General features: G+C 73.5%; 11 protein-coding genes. 6 read left to right on the forward strand and 5 right to left on the reverse strand.

Annotation, left to right across the window (positions count from 1 at the left end):
* Positions 1–154: 154 nt before the first annotated feature.
* Entirely contained in the window at positions 155–2,404 is a 2,250-nt protein-coding gene (locus LIV37_RS30090) for a bifunctional glycosyltransferase/CDP-glycerol:glycerophosphate glycerophosphotransferase (protein WP_020870857.1), read from the forward strand.
* A gap of 198 nt (positions 2,405–2,602) precedes the next feature.
* The gene (locus LIV37_RS30095; RefSeq protein ID WP_020870858.1) at positions 2,603–4,612 is read left to right on the forward strand and encodes a glycosyltransferase family 2 protein; all 2,010 of its coding nucleotides are present in this window, start codon (positions 2,603–2,605) and stop codon (positions 4,610–4,612) included.
* A 189-nt stretch (positions 4,613–4,801) separates the two neighbouring features.
* Here the strand turns inward: LIV37_RS30095 and LIV37_RS30100 are convergent, their stop codons facing one another.
* Positions 4,802–6,811 carry a glycosyltransferase gene (locus LIV37_RS30100; RefSeq protein ID WP_121824338.1) on the reverse strand — a complete coding sequence of 670 codons (2,010 nt, stop codon included), beginning with the start codon at positions 6,809–6,811 and terminating at the stop codon, positions 4,802–4,804.
* A gap of 260 nt (positions 6,812–7,071) precedes the next feature.
* Positions 7,072–9,267, reverse strand: a complete 2,196-nt coding sequence (locus LIV37_RS30105; protein WP_020870860.1) for a hypothetical protein — start codon at positions 9,265–9,267, stop codon at positions 7,072–7,074.
* A 155-nt stretch (positions 9,268–9,422) separates the two neighbouring features.
* Between LIV37_RS30105 and LIV37_RS30110 the strand changes: the two genes are divergently transcribed.
* Positions 9,423–11,108 (forward strand): glycosyltransferase family 39 protein, encoded by a 1,686-nt coding sequence (locus LIV37_RS30110; RefSeq protein WP_243146278.1) that lies wholly within the window; start codon positions 9,423–9,425, stop codon positions 11,106–11,108.
* 16 nt (positions 11,109–11,124) lie between these two features.
* Positions 11,125–11,478: a VOC family protein gene (locus tag LIV37_RS30115; RefSeq protein ID WP_020870861.1), complete on the forward strand. Its 354-nt coding sequence runs from the start codon at positions 11,125–11,127 to the stop codon at positions 11,476–11,478.
* Between the two features lie 137 nt (positions 11,479–11,615).
* Here LIV37_RS30115 and LIV37_RS30120 read toward each other — a convergent pair whose 3' ends face one another.
* From LIV37_RS30120 to LIV37_RS30130, 3 genes are all read right to left on the reverse strand, one after another.
* Complete coding sequence (locus LIV37_RS30120) at positions 11,616–12,716, reverse strand: FkbM family methyltransferase (protein ID WP_020870862.1); 1,101 nt, start codon at positions 12,714–12,716, stop codon at positions 11,616–11,618.
* Positions 12,689–14,533: a stealth family protein gene (locus tag LIV37_RS30125; RefSeq protein WP_167525785.1), complete on the reverse strand. Its 1,845-nt coding sequence runs from the start codon at positions 14,531–14,533 to the stop codon at positions 12,689–12,691. The genes LIV37_RS30120 and LIV37_RS30125 overlap by 28 nt, the downstream gene beginning before the upstream one ends.
* Positions 14,534–14,598: 65 nt before the next feature.
* The gene (locus LIV37_RS30130) at positions 14,599–16,983 is read right to left on the reverse strand and encodes a bifunctional glycosyltransferase/CDP-glycerol:glycerophosphate glycerophosphotransferase (RefSeq protein ID WP_121825178.1); all 2,385 of its coding nucleotides are present in this window, start codon (positions 16,981–16,983) and stop codon (positions 14,599–14,601) included.
* 243 nt (positions 16,984–17,226) lie between these two features.
* On the opposite strand from LIV37_RS30130, the gene LIV37_RS30135 reads away from it, so the two are divergent.
* Complete coding sequence (locus tag LIV37_RS30135) at positions 17,227–17,751, forward strand: hypothetical protein (protein ID WP_020870865.1); 525 nt, start codon at positions 17,227–17,229, stop codon at positions 17,749–17,751.
* On the forward strand, positions 17,738–18,055 hold the full coding sequence (locus tag LIV37_RS30140) for a winged helix-turn-helix domain-containing protein (protein ID WP_020870866.1): 318 nt from the start codon (positions 17,738–17,740) through the stop codon (positions 18,053–18,055). The genes LIV37_RS30135 and LIV37_RS30140 overlap by 14 nt, the downstream gene beginning before the upstream one ends.
* Positions 18,056–18,064 lie beyond the last annotated feature (9 nt).

Genomic DNA, 18,064 nt, shown 5'->3' on the forward strand with positions numbered 1-18,064 from the left:
CGCCCCCGGTGGACTTCATGTCCGCCGGGGGCGTTTGTCACCCGCTTGGGCGCCCCTCCAACGACCGAGCGGGCATACCGGGACGAACCCACCTAGCGTGGGTGGTCAGTGAGTGCTTCGCGCCTCGAACCGCCACCGCGTCCCGAGGAGCCTTATGCCCCGCTTCACCATCGTCATCGCCGCCTATCGCGTCCAGGGCTATCTGAGCGCCTGCCTGGACTCCGTGCTCACGCAGTCGTATCCCGACCTCGAAGTGGTCGCCGTGGACGACCGCTCACCGGACCACTGCGGCGCGGTCATCGACGCGTACGCGGCGCGCGACAGCCGGGTCGTGCCCGTGCACCAGCGGGTCAACTCCGGGCCCGGCCGGGCCCGTAACGCCGGGGTGGAGCGGGCGAGCGGGGACTATCTGCTCTTCCTGGACGGGGATGACACCCTCGCCCCGGGCACCCTCCAGGGCCTCGCCGACCGGCTCGCCCTCACCAACGACCCGGAGATCCTCTACTTCAACCACGTACGCACCTACTGGTCGGAGCGCCGGGCCCCCAGCCTCTTCGGGGAACTGCTGGCCTCGGCGGGCACCGATGTCTTCTCCGCCGTCGAACGCCCGGAATTCCTACGGCTGTTCGCGATGTCGTCCAATCGCGTCTACCACCGGGATTTCTACACCCGCCACGGCTTCGCGTTCAGCGAGGGCATCTACGAGGACGCCCTGCTCTCGTACAAGACGATGCTCACCGCGCGCCGAATAGCCTGTGTGGACCTGGTGGGCCTGGAATACCGGCAGCGGCGGGTCGGGGCCAGTACGGGAAGCCCCGGCGAGAAGCACTTCATCATCTTCCAGCAGTACGCCCGGCTCTTCGACTTCCTCGACGACCGGCCGCATCTGGATCCGCTGCGCCCGCTGCTCTTCGAGCGGGCCGTATCGCATTTCCTGTTCTGTCTGGACCGGACGTCCCGGGTGGCTGCGGTGGACCGGCCGCGCTTCTTCGCCCGGGCCGCCGAGTGGTACCGCGCCCATCTCCCGGCCGGGTTCACCCCGCCCGTCGAGGGCCGTTGGCGCTTCGAGGCGCTGGCGTCCGGCTCCTTCCTCCGCTACCGCGAGCACGAACTGGCCGTACGGGCGGCCGCCGGGGCCCGCAAGCTGCGCCGGACCGTCCGGCCGCCGCTGGCGGCGCGCGCCAAGCGGGGCCTGTACCGGCTGCACCGGCAGCGGTCCGTCGACCCCCAGCTGGCCGTCTACTCCGCGTACTGGGGCCGGGGGGTGCTGTGCAATCCGGGGGCGATCTACGAGAAGGCGCGGGAGCTGGCGCCGGAGATCCACGGGGTGTGGGCGGTCAAGAAGTCGGAGATCGAGACCCTTCCGGAAGGCGTCGACTACGTCGTCACCGGCACCCGCGACTTCTACCGCACGGTGGCCCGCGCGAAATACCTCATCAACAACGTCAACTTCCCCAATGAGGTGGTGAAGCGGCCGGGCACGGTGCATCTGCAGACCTTCCACGGCACCCCGCTCAAATGCATGGGCCTGGACCAGCAGCGCTATCCCGCCGCCGCGGGCGGGATGAGCTTCGGCAATCTGCTCAAGCGCATCGACCGCTGGGACTTCGCCCTCTCCTCCAATCCGCACTCCAGCCAGATCTGGGAGCGGGTCTACCCCGCGGAGTACCGGCTGCTGGAGTACGGATATCCGCGCAATGACGTCTTCTTCACCGCGACCGAGGACGACATCCGGCGGATCCGTGAGGAGTTGGGAATCCCGGCCGGGAACACCGCGCTCCTCTACGCGCCCACCCTCCGCGACTACCAGAAGGGGTTCACGCCCCGGCTGGACCTGGAGCGGCTCAGCCGCGAACTCGGCCCGGAGACCACGCTGCTGGTGCGGGCCCACTACTCCTACCGGCCGGACGACGAGCTGGCCCGGCTCCAGCAGGCCGGGCCGGTGATCGACGTCTCGCGCCACCGGTCGGTGGAGGAGCTGTGCCTGGCGGCCGACGCGCTGATCACCGACTACTCGTCGATGATGTTCGACTACGCCGTGCTGGACCGGCCCGTCGTGATCTACGCCGACGACTGGGACATCTACCGCTCCTCCCGCGGCGTCTACTTCGACCTGCTGTCGGGATCCCCCGGCGAGACCCCGGGGGCCGTCGCCCGCAGCGAGCGGGAACTGGTCGAGGTCTTCCGCGAGGGCCGCTGGTGCGACGCGGCCGCGACCGCGCTGCGGACCGCCTTCCGGGCCCGCTTCTGCCGGTTCGACGACGGCCACGCGGCCGAGCGGGTGGTACGGGCCCTGATGCTGGGCCAGGACATCACGCTCCCGCTCGTCTCCACGCCACGGACGCGGCCACTGGCGGACAGCGCCCCGGCCGGGCCGCGCGGCGGCGTCCTCACCGCCGAGTGACCGATCCGCCGAGTGACCGATCCGCCGCGCGGTCCGGCGGGCCGCCGTGCGTCCCCGGCCCGCCGTGCGTCCCCGTTCCGCGGTGTGTCCCCGATCCCCGCCGTGTGACCCCGACCCTCCGTGTGACCCCGACCCGCCGTGTGACCCCGACCCCGACCCGTCGAGAGCCCGTCGAGAGCCCGGCGTCAGGAGGCCGTCATGCCCGCTCTGTCCCGACCTCGTGTCAGTGTGATCATCCCCGCCTACAACGCCCTGCCGGAGCTGACCCGGGCGGTCACCTCCGCGATGGACCAGACCCTGGGCCAGGACCGGGTCGAGATCATCGCGGTGGACGACGGCTCGACCGACGGCACCGGCGAGGAGCTGGAGCGGCTCGCCCGCACCTGCCCCGCGCTCCACGTCGTCCACCAGGAGAACTCCGGCTGTGCGGGCGTCCCCCGCAACACCGGCCTTGACCAGGCCCGGGGCGACTTCGTCTTCTTCCTCGACTCCGACGACTACCTGGGCCCGGACGCGCTGCGCCGCATGGTCGCCATGGCCGACGCCCACGGCACCGACATCGTCCTCGGCAAGATCGCCTCGGTGGGCGGACGGGCCGTGCCCCGGGCCGTCTTCCAGCGCAATCAGCCCCGTACGGACATCTTCTCCTCCCACGCCTATCTGACCCTGGGCCCGTGGAAGCTGTTCCGCCGCTCCCTCATCGAGCGGCTGCGGCTGCGCTTCCCGCCCTACCGCAACTGCGAGGACAAGCCGTTCACCGCGGCCGCCTACCTCAACGCCTCCGGTATCTCGGTGGTCGCCGACTACGACTGCTACTACGTCCGCTACCGCGAGAACCGCAGCAACCTCACCCTCACCGCCGCCGACCTCGCCCACCGCATGGACGGCACCCGGCTGTGCTTCGAGACCGTGGCCCGCTATCTGGAGCCGGGCCCGCGCCGGGACCAGATCATGCGCCGCCATGTGGAGTGGGAGCTGTGCGGTCCGCTGCGCGCCCTGCTGCCCCGCGAGAGCGAACGGGACGCACGGGAGCGGTTCTTCCCCGAGTTCCGGCACTGGGCGAGCACCTGGGTGACCGACGCCCTCTTCCAACAGCTCGGCGCCCCCGACCGGCTGCTGGTCCATCTGCTGCGCGCCGACCGCTTCGACGATGTGCTGACCGTGGCCCGGAACGCCGGAGCGGACGAGCGGCGCGGCCATCTCGTCGACAAGGGCCGGGTCTACTGGCTGCACCCCTTCTTCCGCGACCACGCCGCCGCCGTCCCCGACATCTGCTTCGACGTCACCGACCGGCTGCCGGTCCAGCACCACCTGGAGGCGGCGAGCTGGCACGGCGGAGTGCTGCGGCTGGCCGGGCACGCGTATGTCGAGGACGTGGACTCCCTCGACCCGGCCACCGAGATCGTGCTGCGCAAGTACCGGGCCGACCGCCCCGAGGTCCGGCTGCCCACCACACCGTGCCTGTCCGCCCATCCGCTGCCGGGGGAGGGGCGGCAGTACGAGATGGCGGGCTTCACCGCCGAGATCGACCCGGCCACCGCGGACGGCGGCGCCCCGCTGGAACGGGGGCTGTGGAACATCTACCTGGACGTCCGCGCCCAGGGCGTCAGCCGTACGGTGCGGTTCGGCAACCGCCGCGAGGGCGGTGAGGTCACCCGTCCCACCCGGCGCCGCGTCACCACCTCCCGGGGTCCGGTGACGGTGGTGCCGTACTTCACCCCGTACGGCAATCTCTCGCTCGACGTCGGCGAGGTCGCCCATCCCCTCGACCCGCCCTGCCAGGTGCTCCGGACCATCTGGCGCACCCGCAGCACGCTGCTGGTCGGCGGGCGGCTGACCGAGGAGGCGGTGCGGGACGGCGGGGTGCTGCGGCTGCGCGCCGAGACGGGGACGGGCGCGGTGCACGAGGTGCCGGTGCGCGGTGAGCAGGGCGGCTCCGTGAACGTCTTCACCGCCCGGCTGCCGATCGGCCGTCTGGGCACGGGCTGCTGGACGCTGACGCTGATCATGGAAGGGCCCGGGGAGGACGCGCCGCGCCGCACCGCGATCGTGCCGTACTTCGACCGGCTGGCCGCCACCCGCTGGCTCCGCTTCGGCTGCCGTCCGTACTACGCCAAGCCGGTGGCCCTGGGCCCGGCGCGCGCCCTGGGGCTGGAGGTGGCTCCGATCAAGGTCGTCACGGGGGTGCGGCGGCGGCTGGGAGGGTGAGCGTGGCCACGTCCGGCGGACCACGCGGCGGAGCCGGATGTTGAGCTTTCCCCTACCCGCCCCTTCCCTCAACTGGGGCTCCGCCCCAGACCCCAGGGTCCGGGGGTCGAAGCCGCTACGCGGCGGAGCCGCATATCGATGCCGCGGGAAGGGGCGGGTAGGGGAGGAACAACCTGCCGCGGGCGTCGGTCAGTTCAGGCCCAGCCGGTTGCGTACGGCGGCGAGCAGCCGGACCGGGGCCACCCGCAGCTCCAGGGTCACCTCGCCGCGCCCCATGAGCGGCTTGGCGTAGTACGGCCGGCCGCGCCGCACCCAGCGGGCGCCGGGCAGCCGGGCGGGCGGCGGCACGGCCGCGGCGGGCGCGGCGCGCCCCGGTCCCTGGCCGTCGTCGCCGGGGGCGACGACGGCCAGCGTCACCGTCCACCGGCCGCGGCCCAGGTCCCGCACCGGCAGCCGGGCGGTGAAGGCGCCCGCCGGATGCCCCGCGGCGAACCGCACCGGATGGTCGTGGACCCGTCCGTCGGTGTGCTCGGCGCGCAGCCGCAGCACCCGCCCGCGCGCCGGGGTGCCGGGCGGCAGCAGCCGTCCGGCGACGACGAGGGTGCCCTTGTCCGCCGGGTGCCACACGGCCTCCGTCACCTCGCAGGGCGCCCCGCGCGGGGCCGGGCCGATATCGAGGGAGAGATTGCGGTACGGGCTGGTGAAGTACGGCGTGACCCGGGCGCGCAGCCCGGGCCCGGCGGCCACCACCCGGCGCGCGGTGCCGATGTCGAGCAGGTCGTCATGGCGGCCGCCGAACCGCACGGTGCGGCTGATGCCCTGCGCGCGGACGTCGAGGAAGACGTCCCAGACGCCGGGGCGCAGCGGTGTGCCGCCGTCGGCGGTGGCGATGTCCACGTCCGCCTCGAACCGCGCGGGGTCCTCCGCCGTGGCGTCCACCGGGATCCGCACCTCGTCCCGCGCCTCGCGGCGGCGCAGCACCAGCTCGGCGCGGTCCTCCTCGGGGTCGGCCGCCAGCCCGTCGATGGCCGCCCGGCCGCGCACCCGCAGGGTGCTGCGGCCGTGCCAGCCGGCGCCCGCGAGGTGGTGCCGGACCGGCAGCCGGTCGGTGACGTCGAAGCAGGCGTCGGGGACCTCGGCGTCGGGGTCGCGGAAGAAGGGGTGCAGCCAGTAGACGCTGCCCTTCTCGACCAGATGGCCGCACCGGGCGTCCCGTTTGGCGTTGCGCACGACGGACAGCAGATCCTCGAAGCGGCCGGTGCGCAGCAGATGGACCATCAGCCGCTCGGGCGCGGTGAGGGTTTGGAAGAGCGCGTCGGAGCAGTGGGCCAGCGCCCAGCGGCGCAGCTCGGGCAGGAACCGCTCGCGGACCTCGGTCTCGTCCTCGCGCGGCAGCGCGCGCAGGGCCGGGCACAGTTCGCGGCGGATGTGGTGGCGCATCACCGCGTCGCGGCGGGTGCCGGTCCGGGTGTGCCGGGCGGCGGTCTCGAACAGCGGCCGCATGGCCTCGACGCGTTCGGCGAGACCGGGGGCGGTGCGGCCCGGGTTCGGGCCCAGGTGGTAGCAGTCGTAGTCGGCGACGACGGAGATCCCGGAGGCGTTGAGATAGGCGGCCGCGGTGAAGGGCTTGCCCTCGCCGTGGCGGAGGTGGGCGGGGAAGCGCAGCCGCAGCCGCTCGATCAGGGAGCGGCGGAACAGCTTGCAGGGCTCCAGGCTGGCGTAGGCGTGGGAGCTGTGGACGTCGGTGCGCAGCTGGTTGTGGCGGAAGACCGCCTTGGGGACGCCGCGCCCGTCCGGGGAGACCATCTTGCCCAGGACCACGTCGGTCCCGTTCTGGTCGGCCATCGCGACCATCCGGCGCAGCGCGTCGGGCGCGAGCCGGGCGTCGGCGTCCAGGAAGAAGACGAAGTCGCCGGTGGCGCGGGCCAGTCCGGTGTTGCGGGGGCCGCCGGCGCCGCCGCGGCAGGGGTGGGGGTCGCGGACCACATGCAGCGAGGGGCAGTCGGCGGCGAGCCGGTCCAGCTCCTCCGCGGTGCCGTCGGCGGATCCGTCGTCGACGGCGATGATGTCGAGGCGGCTGAGCCCGAGGGTCTGCTCCATGGCGGAGGTGACGGCCCGGGTGATTCCGGGCATGGCGTCACGGGCGGGGACGATCACGCTGACACGGGGAGGCGGGCCGGGGCGGTGATTGCGCGGCATGCTGGCTCCGGAAGGTGTGCGGGGGGCTCAGGAGGCGTGGGAGTGGGGGGCTCCTGGGACGGGGCCGGGGGACGGGGCCGGGGGTGGAAGCTCATGGTGAGGGCCTGGGGTGAGGTCCGGGTGTGGGAAGTGCTGCTACCGGGTGACGTAGATGTGGGGTGTCGTGTTACGGGGGTGACGTAGATGTGGGGTATCGCGTTCCCGGGTGCCGTACGTGGGGGATGTCGTGTTACCGCGTGACGAACATGGGGGATGTCTTGCTACCGGGTGATGGACCAGCGTCCGGCGCCGGGCGGCGAGGCCGTGTGGAGGTCGCGCAGCCGGACGACCGCCTCTCCCTTCTCGGCGAGCGCGTCGACGGCGTCGGTGAAGCGCTGGATGGACAGTGGTGTGGCGGGGCCGAGGAGAAACTCCTTCACCTCGCGGCGGGCGGTGCGCAGCTCGTCGAGGGAGGGGTCGAAGAGCGGGCGCAGGAGGTTCTGCATTCCTGATGCCCCGGGACCGAGCGGATAGGCCGCCCTGGCCGTGACGTGTCGCCGCCGGAACTCCTCCTCGCCGAGCCCTTCCGGGACGGTGAGGGCGTACGGCTTGAGGGTGGCGAGGAAGTCGCCGACCACGTCGGAGGGGTCACCGATCAGCAGATCCGCCTGGTCGAAGCAGGAGTGGAGGGTGGGGGCGTCGCCCTCGATCACCTGGTGGAGCCAGGGCGGTGAGGCCGCCCAGTGCGCCTGGTGCCACTCCCGGCGCAGCCCCTCGGCCTCGGTGAGCAGAGCCGGATCGGGTGCGGCGCGGTCTCTGGTGAGCATGGCCTCGTCGGCGTCCGCCCGGCGCAGCCGGGCGTCGAGCGCGGCCATGCGCTTGGTCAACTCGGCGCGGAGGCGGGCGGCTTCGCCGCGGCGGGCCTCGGTGCGCGGGGTGTCGGAGTGCGGGTCGTCGGCATCCGGGGCCCGGGCGTCGTCGGGCTCTTCGCCGAAGGCGTCCGGGGCTACGGCGTCCCCGCCGAGGGCTTCGGCGGCGAGGGCGTCCGCGCTGAGGGCGTCGGCGGCGAAGGTGGCCCTGCCGAGGGCGTTCGCGGCGAGGGCCTCCGCTGCGCGCCGCTCGTTCGCGGCCTGGATCAGGGCGGCGATACGGCGGTGGGCGGCGTGGTCCTCGGGGGAGCGGTGGCCGGTGGGCGGATGCGGCCGGTAGAGCACCCGGACCGGGCGTTCGCTCTCCAGCAGGGCCCGTACGATCGGCTCACCCGCCGTGAGGTCACGGGTGGGCGCGTACAGCACGGTGGGCAGGGGCGTGACCGTGGGCGTCGGCGCGGGGGCATGACCGGTTCCCGTGACGCGCAGGCCGTCGAGCTGGGGGCGGCCGATCTCCACGATGTCGGCCTCCTCGACACCGACCGCGGCCCGCGCATAGCGGCGGCGCCCCGCCTCGCCCGCGACCCACACCTGGTCGTAGACCTTGCTGTACGGATCGACGGCGGCGGTCTCGTCGCCGTCGCCGGGGGCCAGGAAGACGTGCTGCATGGTGGGGATCCGCAGGAGGTGGATGTTCCGGCCGGTGTTGGCGGGGTAGAGCGCCACCCGCACCCCGCTCAGGTCCAGCTGCGCCAGATGGGCGGCGCTCGGCACGCACAGCACCGGCAGCGGGGTCGGCCCCAGGGCCTCCAGCAGTTCCCGTTCGCGCAGGATGACCAGGGACGGGGTGGGCAGCGCGGCCACCGGCCCCAGCCATCGGGTGACCTGGTCATCCCGGTCGCGCGGGCCGGAGAAGTACAGCACCGTGCGGGGGCGGTGACGGATCAGCCAGGCGTCCACCTCGGCCAGCACCTCGGCGGCGCCGGGCAGCCGGCGGGCGGCCCGGACCAGGTACGGAACGAGCGCCACCACCGTGACCAGGGAGGAACCGGCGGAGAGCGTGAGCGCCGCCACCACCCAGCGGGCGTCACCGGTCGTCAGCGACGCGGTGAGCCCGAGCAGGGCGGACAGCTCGTAGACCAGGATCCGCTGACCGGGCCATTCGGTGAGTCTGCGGGGCGGCCGGTCGCTGATGTCCAGTCGGCGCAGATCGATGTTGCGGGCCGCGACCGCGAGGGCGCGGCGCCGCCGGATGAGGGTGGTGAGCGCGGCGTGCAGGGCCTGCCCGGCGAGCAGACACAGCACCAGCGTCATGGCCGCGGCCAGTCCGATGGGCCCGGTGACATGGAGTCGGCCGAGCAGCAGGAGCAGCAGCACACAGCGGAACTCGAAGCGTGACGTGGCGCCCATGTGGAGCCGCCCCAGACGGGTCATCAGCCCCGGTGCGGTGCGGTGCAGCAGCAGCTCGCAGCCGCATCCGGCCAGCCCGGCGGCCGCGAAGACCCCTCCGGCCCCGGTGAGCGCCGCCACCGCCATGGTCACCAGACACCCGGTCAGCGCGGCGAAGGCCACGAGACCGCGGGGGCTTTCGATACCGAGGCGGTTCATGACGCGTGCCCTTCGCGGCGGATGAGTCGTCCTGATTGCACACTGTAGGGGAATAGTCGTATTTATGCCTTTTGTTGTCGTGAATGAGAGTGAGGCCGAGCGTGGGGAAGCGCGGGATCTCCAAGCCGACGGCGATCGTGCTCCCGGCGGCCGTCATGCTCGGGCTGGGGCTGTGGGGCCTGGACCGGGGCACGATGTGGCGCGACGAGTCCGCGACGTACCAGATGGCCCGGCGGACCCTCCCTCAGATCCGCGACGCGCTCGGCACGGTGGACGCCGTCCACGGGCTCTACTACCTGCTGATGCACCCGGTCCTGGCCCTGCGGCCCTCCGAGGTGACCCTGCGTCTGCCCTCGGTGCTCGCCGCCATGGCCGCCACCGCCCTCGTCGCCGCCCTGGGCTGCCGCCTGGCCCGCCCCCGGGTGGGCCTGTGGGCGGGCCTGCTCTACGCGACCACACCCGTGGTCACCCACTACGCCCAGGAGGGCCGCTCCTACGCCCTGGTCGCGGCGAGCGCGGCGGCGGCGACGTACCTGCTGGTGGACGCGGCGGGGCTGGTGCCGGGGACGAGCGGAGGGGGCGGCCGGGCGGGCGGTCGGGCCAGCCGAGGGGGCAGTAGGGCGGGCGGTCGGGCGGCCAGCCGGTCGGGCGGCCAGGCGGACCGGCCCGCGCGGGATCCGGCCCTCGCGCCCGGTCCCGCGCCAGGGGCGGCGTCCACACCAACCCCGGCCCCTGCGCCCGGCCCCGGCCCCGGGGCGGCGTCGGCCACACGGGTCCGATCGGCCGTACCGGTCCGCGGCGACGCGTCCCGCCCGGCGCCGGGGCCGGGTCCGGGCGGGCCCGAGGCAACGGGCCATACGGCAGGGTGGCGCTGGGCCGCGTACGGGGGAGTGGTGGCCGCGACCGCGCTGCTGCACTTGTTCGCGGTGCTCATGCTCGCCGCGCACGCGTTGACCCTGCTCGTCTCGCGCGCCCCGCGCCGCGCGTGGTGGGGCTGGGGGAGCGCGGCGGCCGGGGCGGTGGCGGCGGTGGTGCCGCTGGCGCTGGTGGCCAGGCGGCAGAGTGCGCAGATCGCCTGGATACGCCATCCGACGCCGGGTCGGCTGTGGGCGGTGGCCGAGGAGTTCGCGGGCCCCAGCGCGCTCGTCCTCGCCGTCAACCTCCTGCTGATCGCGATCGCCGTGGTCCGCCCCCGCCGGCGGGCGCTGACCGCGGTGGCCCTGCCCCTGATCTGCGTCCCGCCCGTTCTCCTCTTCGCCCTGGCCCTCCACCGCCCCTGCTTCCACGAGCGCTACCTCCTCTTCGCTCTGGCGGGCATCCCCCTACTGGCCGCGGCGGGCGTGGACCGGCTGGCGGAGGCGGTGTCCGGCCGCCGCCGCGCCGTGGCCGGAGCGGCCGGGGTCCTCGTGGTCGGCTGCGCGTTCGTCTGGCAGTTCCCGCTGCACCAGCGGGAGCGGGAGCCATTGAGCCGTCAGGACGACCTGGCGGCGCTGTCCGCCACGGTGGGGCGGCTGACCCGGCCGGGTGAGCCCGTGCTGTACGACCCACCCAAGGAACGGCGGATCGCCATCGCCTATCCGCGCCCCCTCGCCGGGCTGCGCGACATCGCTCTGAACACCCCCGGCCCGGCCTCCGGCACGCTCTACGGGATCGACGTCGGCCCCGCCGAGCTGCTGCGACGGCTGGACGGGGCGCGCTCGGCATGGCTGATCGCGGCCGATGAACCGGAGACACACGGCCCGAAGGCGGCCGTACTGACGGGACACTTCCGGCTGGCGTACTCGCTGTGCCTGCCCGGCATCCGCCTGGAGCGCTATGTGCGGGCGGGGCCCGCGCACTGAACGCTAAGCTCTGCGGATGACCTTGGAATGGGAACAGGTAATCGTTCACTCGGAAGATCCGGTGGCCTTGGGGCAGTGGTGGGCCGAGGCTCTCGGCTGGGTCGTGGTCCACTCCTCCGACGACGAGTTCGAGATCCGCCCGGAGCCGGATCGCGTACCAGGGTTGGACTTCGTCCGGATCAACGAGAGCAAGAAGGCCAAGAGCCGACTGCATCTCGACTTCAGGCCCGATGACCAGGACGCCGAGGTGGCCCGTCTGGTGGCCCACGGCGCACAGCGAGTTGACATCGGCCAGGGCGATCAGTCGTGGATCGTATTGGCGGATCCCGAAGGCAACGAGTTCTGCGTCCTGGGCCAGCGCCGCCAGTAACTCGTTATCCAGCCCCTCCGGCGATTGAGGAGCGGGGTCCGGGTCAGCGCCCCGGCGGGGGTGAGGGGGCGGCCCCCCCTCTTTCGGGAAGGGGCGGGGTGGGGGAAAGCCACCCCTCGCGACCCCACCCCCGCCACTCACCCACGCAACGACCCGCTCCCCGTAGCCTGCGCCCCGGGCGCCCGCCGAGCCGGGACGACGGCGCGGCGCGCCAGAGCCGCGGCCCCCGCCAGCCGCAGCAGACCAGTGAGCGGGAGCGGGACGCGCGCCGCCCCGCGCGGGCCCGTGCGGGGCACCCGCACCGCACCCCGCGGCGAGCGGTACGGCGCGTTCCACCCGTAGGGGAAGGACGCCTTGTCCGTCGTGATGATGTTCGTCGTCTCGTCGCACGCCAGAATCGCGATCAGCCACCGCCGCACCACCCGGTGGAAGACCGGGGTCAGCGGCCGCGGCGCCAGCAGCCAGTCGCGGCACTGGCCGCTCACCGCGGACCGGTACGTGGTCTCGTCGTAGCGGTGCCAGGGCGCCTCGGGGGTGATCGGGTGGAGGCCGTAGTCCATGGCGGTCAGCGGCGCCAGGGCGGTGCGCAGCGCCGTGTGGTCCGCGCCGGGGAGCAGTTCGCATACGATCCACGGCCGGTGGCGCCGGATCGTGTCGTACGATCCGCGCAACACCGCCGCCTCCAGCGTCTCCACGTCGATTTTGATCAGGTGCGGGGCGAGGCCGCGCTCCCCGGTGAACGCGTCGACCGTCGTGACCGGCACCGTGACCGACTCGGTGTGCCGGCGGTGGGCCGGGTTCAGCGAGTTGGAGGACTCCGACTTGAGGGAGAAGTACAGCTCGGCGGTGCCCGGTTCATCGGCCAGCGCGGTCTGCTGCACCTCGAAGCCGAGCCGGTTGCACTCCCGGATCCGGCGGCACAGCGCGGCCGTCTCCGGGGTCGGTTCGAAGGCGATGGCCCGCGGCCCGCGCCCGCCGTCCCCGTACACCGCGCTGATCAGCGCCGAGTACAGCCCGATGTGCGCGCCGATGTCGTACACCGCGCTGCCCTCGGGCGCCTGCTGGGCCAGGGCCAGCAGGGTGGCCTGGGTGGTCGGTTCGTAGCCCGCGAGCCCGGAGCGCCGCAACTGCCGCTGTACGGCGGTCTGTTTGCGGCTGAGCACATTGAGCGCCCGCGGATACGGCCCGCCCGCCTCGAGGACGTCCGGGTTCAGGGGAAGGGTGATGGCGAGGGGCATGGCTGCCGCGTCTCCTGTCGGGTGACGGCCCGCTCCAGCGGGCTGGGGAGGGGGAAGTAGGCGTCGAGGAAGGGGCGGACCAGCGCCAGCTGGTCCTCGAGGTCGTGCTCGGAGGAGACCGTGTCGTTGAGGCAGAACGCCTGGCAGTGGCGGGCCCGCAGCAGTCTGGCCAGCCGGGTGCGGATGGTGGGCTGGGCCAGGTCGAAGTAGTCGTAGCGCAGATGGGCGGGGACCGCGCGCCCGGTCAGGAACGCGTAGTAGTGGTGGAGCGAGGACGGTACGGAGATGTCCGACGTGGAGCGCACCCGGCTGGCCATGGTCGCGCGGACCGCGTCCGGGAACTCCTTCTCGATCTCGGCGAGCACGCTGGTGCGCAGGGCGTGCGGGGTGTGCTTCATCTTCTGGGTGACGGCCGGGCCGAACCGCTCCTCCAGCAGCGCCCGGTTGTTCTTGCCCGCCGCCGATACGGGCACGTCGCCGGGGCCCACGGGGGTCAGCGGGATCAGCGCGCGGGACGGGAAGAACTTGGAGACGCCGTTGGCCAGGAAGAAGTCCTGCGGGGTGACCGGCGAGCCGAGGAAGACATCGTCGTTGAAGTAGAGGAAGTGCTCGGCGAGTCCGTCGATGTGGTGCAGCCGGGTCTCGATGGCGTGGGAGTTGAAGGTGGGCAGCACATCGGGGTCGTCGAAGATGTCGTGGTGGTCCACGACGGTGATCCCCGGGTGCGAGACGGCCAGCCAGTCGGGCACCTGACGGTCGGTCACCAGGTAGATGTGGCGCACCCAGGGGGCGTACAGGTACAGCGAGCGCAGCGAATAGCGCAGCTCGTCGCGGTTGGCGTAGCGGGCGGCGTTGGCGGCCTGGGCGTGGTAGCCGGTGCCCGCGAGGGCCGCCCGCCGCCGCTGCCACTGCGGGTCCGAGCCGTCCACCCAGGTGTAGACGACGTCGATGGGGAAACGGACCTCGTCCGGCAGCCGGGTCAGGAACTCCGGGCGGGTGCGCACCAGCGGCCCCGGCTGCCAGCCGCTGGGCGGGGCGAGCCGGGTGAACAGCTGGTCGGGGGCGCGTACCGGCTCGCCCACGAGCGGTACGGACGCGGTGGTGCGGTTGAAGCGCGGCGCGATCAGCACCCGCTCCTGGCCCTGCCCGCCGGGCTCCCAGAACTCGATGTCGCAGCCGTGCGCCGGGCCGAGGACCAGCCGTCCGCCCGGCCCGGTGTGGAAGCGGGTGAAGCGGACCACGGGGGCGGCGGCCAGTCGCCGCCAGGCCCGTCGCGTACCGCCGAGCCGGGGCGGGGTCGCCGGGTGGCCGCGCCGCGGGGGCAGCGAGACATACCCCGCCTCCTCGGCGCACAGCGCGGCCAGCGCCTTGACCACCTCGGCCCGCTGATCGGCCCGGACGCCCACGGCCGAGCCGACGTTGCTGTAGCAGCGGACCACGAAGTGGTCGATCCGGGCCCGGTCCAGGGCCTCGCACACCAGCCGCAGATTCTCGGCGCGCGCGAACAGCGGGGTGGGGGAGGGGGCCAGGGCCGCCACGAGGGCGCCGCCCCGCCGGTCGGCGATCACCGTCCGGCCGGACCCGGCCAGCAGCCCGGCCCGGCGCATCCGCCGCCGCGCCCGGCGCAGCCGCAGCGTGCCGGAGGCGGCCGACAGCCCGCCGAGGCCCCGCATGGCCGCCCGGCGCAGCCCGGGGCCGGTCATGGCGACGACCGCGCGGCGCAGCGGCAGCGGGACCGTACGCCGGTATCCGCGCACCAGCGGCGGCGGGTCGGCGAGCCAGGGGCGGGGGGCGGCGGGCGGTGCGGTGAGGGGCATCGTGCGTCCTGGGTCGGGGCGTCGGGACGGGGCGCTTCGAGGCTGGGCGGGTCGGGGCGCGGGGACTAGTGGGGGCCAGTGGGGCGGCTCCGGTGGGGGAGTGAGGCGGCGGGTGCGGGGGCAGCGGCCGGCGGCGCGGCGGGCGGGGTGCACACGACCCCGGCCCGTGGCGCCGGCCGGGCCTCGACGGGCCGGTCGGGACCGTGCGCGATGGTGCTTACGGCGGCGGGGGCGGGACGGCGCTCGGCGAGCGGGACGACGGGCGGCAGCAGTTCGGGGTGCTCGCCGAGGAACACCCGGCGCACCACGCGTTCGGCCGCCCGCCCGTCGTCGTACGGACAGAAGCGGGCCCGGAACGCGGCGCGCAGCGCGGCCGAGCGCGGACCGCACCAGGCGCCCGTGGCGAAGAGGGCGATCAGCTCGTCCTCGGTGCGGGAGACCGGGCCGGGCGGGGCGGCGGTGATGTCGAAGTAGGTGCCTCGGGCGGCGCGATAGGCGTCCCAGTCGTCGGCGTGGATGACGATGGGGCGGTCGAGGTTGGCGTAGTCGAACATGATGGACGAGTAGTCCGTCAGCAGCGCGTCCGCCGCCAGGCACAGCTCCTCCACCCGGCCGTGCCCCGAGACGTCGAGCACCCGGCCGCCGGCGCTCCCCATGGCCCCGTCCGGAGCGTGGAAGTAGTGCGGGGCGTGGAAGTAGTGCGGCCTGACCAGCAGCGTGAACCCGGGCCCCAGCGCGCGGGCCACCCGCTCCGGGTCCAGCCGCGGCACGGGGCGGCGCTGGTAGTCGCGGTGGGTCGGCGCGTACAGCACGGCCACGGTGCCCGCGGGGATGCCGAGCCGGGCGCGCAGCCGGGCCACGTCGTCCCCGGTGGCGTGCTGGAAGACGTCGTCGCGCGGCGAGCCGTAGGGGAGCGTGGTGTAGCCGGAGGGGTAGACCCGCTCCCAGACCAGGGTGGTGTGGCGGTTGGCGGAGAGGCTGTAGTCCCAGCGGTCCACCCGCTCCAGCAGCTTGCCGAAGTCCATGCCGCGGGCGGCGGCCGGACGGTCGCGCAGATCCAGGCCCATGTGCTTGAGCGGGGTGCCGTGGTGGGTCTGGAGATGGATCTGCCCGGGCCGTTTCCGCATCCCCGGCGTGAAGTTGACGTTGTTGACGAGGAAGCGGGCGCGGGCCAGCGCGGTCCAGTACGCGGCCGAGCCCGGGTGCAGCCGACGCACCCCGGGCGGCAGGGTGTGGGCGTACTCGGGGGTGGTGATCCAGGCGGTGCGCACCCCCGGCACCAGCTCGCGCGCCTTCGCCTCGATGGCCGCCGGGTGGCAGGCATAGCCCTTGTGCCAGTACGCGGCGAAGACGGCGAGCCGGGGATCGGGAGGGAGGCACAGCTGCACCCGGTAATGCAGCCACAACGCGGCGGCGCGCGCCTGCCCGTACGCCGCGCGGGCGCGTTCGTGGACACTCCGCCACACCCGATCGCCACCCCGCAGCAGCTGATACGCATGGCCGGCCCCCAGCCGGAGCAGCAGACACCGCCACCGGGCGCGCCCGGGTGGGGCGGCCGCGCCGTACGGCCGGTAGCGCCGGTGGTGCGCGCCCGCCCGGCGGAAGAACTCGGCCCGGGCCCGCACCGGCAGCCGGTCCGGCGCGGCGGCGATCACGCAGAGGTGGTCGACCATCCGCCGGAACAGCGCCGGGCGCCAGTGGGCCAGTTCGGGCCGGGTGTCGAGAAACCGGAACACCCGGTCGTACTGGTCGAACACATCGAGGTGGCGCCGGCTGGTGGTGCGCAGGATCCCGCCGCGCCGCCGCTGCCGGTAGTGGACGCACACCCGGTCCAGGACGGCGATGGACCGAGCGCTGAGCAGCACCGGAAAGGTCCAGGGCGTGTCCTCGTAGAACCCGGGCGGAAAGGCGAAGCCCTCCGCGCGGACGAAGTCCCGGCGGTACGCCTTGTTCCAGGCGACCATCAGCAGCCGCAGCAGCTCCGGCCGCTGATCGAGCCGGAAGACCTGCCGGACGCGTCCGGGATCCCCCTCCCGGAGCAACTCGGCCCGGACGTTCCGCACGACGTCATCCGTCCAGTCCACCCGCGCGTAGTCGAAGACCAGCACCTGCGGCTCGCCGGTCCGGGCCAGCCGGTCGGCGATGGCGCGCAGCGAGCCGGGGGCGAGGGTGTCATCCCCGTCGAGAAAGAGCAGATAGTCCCCGGTGGCCCGCCGGATCCCGGCGTTCCGTGCCCGCCCGAGCCCCGCGTTCTCCGCCAGATGCACGGCCCGCACCCGCGGGTCCCGCTCGGCGGCCTCATCGATGATCGAGCCACAGGCGTCCGGAGAGTGGTCATCGACCGCGACCAGCTCCAGGTCCGTGAAGTCCTGCTCCAGCACGGACCGCAGACAGTCACTCAGATACGGCTGGACCTCGTATGCGGGCACGATGACGCTGAACCGGGGCACGGCGCATCCCATCGGTCGAAGCGGCACGGATGGTTCCTCACACCATCATCTGAACGCCCACCGAATGGGACGACGCCATGGCGAGGCCCCCGCAAAAGCCCCCCGATCAGCCCAACACCCGACCGCTCATGACGTTCAGGACATGACTGTCCCACCGGTTGACTACCCCTCTGGGAGAAACTAGTTTCCTCTCAGGAAACTAGTTCTGCTGAAGCATAGCCAAGCACCACCTGGAGGTACCCCATGTCCGAGCGTGTGACCCCGTCCGCCGAGGCCGCCCGTGCGCTGCGCGACATCGAGCGGCGCCGCGGCCAAGCCCGCGCCGCGGATCAGGAATCCCGCTGGGTCGGCGTCGTGTTCGGCGTCGCGATCTTCGCCGAACTCGCGGCACCCGACTTCTTCGGCGACGGCGTGCGCTCCTGGATCGGCTTGGCGGTCGCCGTACTCGGCTGTGTGTACGTGGTGATGCTGCGGACCCCCCGCGGCGGCGCCCTCCTGGGCCGGCCCACCCGCCTGCGCAAGGACGAACTCTCCCCGCGTTTCGTATGGCTGGCCCGGCTGGCGATCCTCGCCGTGATGCTGATCGGCCCCTTCGGTCTGCGCTTCCTGCCGCAGGCGCCGTTCCCGTACACGAGGACGGTGGTGGGCGCGGTGCTCGGCGCCACCCTCATCATCTTCGGCCGCACCCTGCAACGGGCCCTGACCTCCCTGGCTCTCCGCCGCGACGACAAGGACGGCCTGGGCGGTGCCACCTATGGATCCCGCTGACTTTGACACCGCCCTGCTCGACCCGACGCGGCTGTCGATCGTGTCGCTGCTGGTGGGCGTGGAATGGGCCGAGTTCGGATGGGTGCGCGAGTCGGTGGGAATGTCGCCCTCCGCGCTCTCCAAGCAGGTCAGCACGCTCGAGACTCGGGGCTACGTCGAGGTGAAGAAGGGCTACGTGGGCAAACGCCCCCGGACGTGGCTCGCACTCACCCCGACCGGGCGCGCCGCCCTCGAGAGACACGTGGCGGCGCTGCGGCGCGTCGTCGAGGAGTCCCAGCGGGCCGCGGAGCGGCGCGACACCTGAACGGAGCTC

The organism is Streptomyces rapamycinicus NRRL 5491 (assembly GCF_024298965.1).
GTDB lineage: Bacteria > Actinomycetota > Actinomycetes > Streptomycetales > Streptomycetaceae > Streptomyces > Streptomyces rapamycinicus.

Excerpts from the sequence above, each read along its gene's own strand:
- LIV37_RS30135 (WP_020870865.1), top strand. The coding sequence starts at position 17,227 with ATGTCCGAGCGTGTGACCCCGTCCGCCGAGGCCGCCCGTGCGCTGCGC.
- LIV37_RS30090 (WP_020870857.1), top strand. The coding sequence starts at position 155 with ATGCCCCGCTTCACCATCGTCATCGCCGCCTATCGCGTCCAGGGCTAT.
- LIV37_RS30140 (WP_020870866.1), top strand. The coding sequence starts at position 17,738 with ATGGATCCCGCTGACTTTGACACCGCCCTGCTCGACCCGACGCGGCTG.
- LIV37_RS30125 (WP_167525785.1), bottom strand. The coding sequence starts at position 14,533 with ATGCCCCTCACCGCACCGCCCGCCGCCCCCCGCCCCTGGCTCGCCGAC.
- LIV37_RS30100 (WP_121824338.1), bottom strand. The coding sequence starts at position 6,811 with ATGCCGCGCAATCACCGCCCCGGCCCGCCTCCCCGTGTCAGCGTGATC.
- LIV37_RS30105 (WP_020870860.1), bottom strand. The coding sequence starts at position 9,267 with ATGAACCGCCTCGGTATCGAAAGCCCCCGCGGTCTCGTGGCCTTCGCC.
- LIV37_RS30095 (WP_020870858.1), top strand. The coding sequence starts at position 2,603 with ATGCCCGCTCTGTCCCGACCTCGTGTCAGTGTGATCATCCCCGCCTAC.
- LIV37_RS30115 (WP_020870861.1), top strand. The coding sequence starts at position 11,125 with ATGACCTTGGAATGGGAACAGGTAATCGTTCACTCGGAAGATCCGGTG.
- LIV37_RS30120 (WP_020870862.1), bottom strand. The coding sequence starts at position 12,716 with ATGCCCCTCGCCATCACCCTTCCCCTGAACCCGGACGTCCTCGAGGCG.
- LIV37_RS30110 (WP_243146278.1), top strand. The coding sequence starts at position 9,423 with ATGCTCGGGCTGGGGCTGTGGGGCCTGGACCGGGGCACGATGTGGCGC.